General features: G+C 66.2%; 1 protein-coding gene. It reads left to right on the forward strand.

Annotated elements, in window-relative coordinates:
* On the forward strand, positions 1–759 hold a 759-nt coding region (locus K9B32_RS28835), incomplete at its 5' end, for a calcium-binding protein (protein WP_224568805.1).
* Positions 760–787: the final 28 nt, after the last annotated feature.

The raw sequence follows: 787 nt of genomic DNA on the forward strand, positions 1-787 counted from the left end.
GACGACGTGGTGACGGCTGGCGACGGCAACGACAGCGTCACGGGCGGCGCCGGTGACGACGAGCTGCATGGCGGGGCTGGCGACGACATGCTGTTCGGCAATGCCGGCAAGGACATGATCCATGGCGAGGGCGGCTCCGACTTCATCGAGGGCGGGGCTGGCGACGACCAGATCTGGGGTGGGGCCGGCGATGACGGGATCATCGCCTCTGCCAGCGACGGCGACGACCAGTACTGGGGCGGCGAGGGCGTCGACACGCTGGACTATGCGGTGGCGAGCGCGAACCTGACGGTGGACCTCGGCAACGGCTTCATGCAGCGTGGCCAGGTGTCGGGAGGCTCGACCGGGACGGATGTCGTCTACGGCTTCGAGAACGTCATCACCGGCTCCGGCCATGACACGATCACGGCAACGGCTGCGGTCAACGTCATGGACGGCGGGCTCGGCAACGACACCTTCCGCTTCCTGTCGGCGGCGGCTGCCGATGGCGACACGATCCACGGCTTCCAGCCGGGCGACAAGATCGACTTTTCGGCCATCGACGCCAATACGGGCAGTGCCGGCGTGCAGCACTTCTCGCTCGTATCAGGCGGTTCGCTGACGGCGGCCGGCCAGGTGGTGGTCACCCATGAGGTGCTTGATGGCAACGAGTTCACGGTGATCCACGGCAATGTCGACAGCAATAGCGATGCCGACTTCGTGCTGATGCTGAAGGGCAACTACAACTTGACCGAAAGCGACTTCAACGGCGTCTCCTGAGGGGACGAGCGCGCCTCCCCGACCGGGT

The sequence above is a fragment of the Rhizobium sp. 3T7 genome (assembly GCF_020166565.1).
Classification (GTDB): Bacteria; Pseudomonadota; Alphaproteobacteria; order Rhizobiales; family Rhizobiaceae; genus Rhizobium.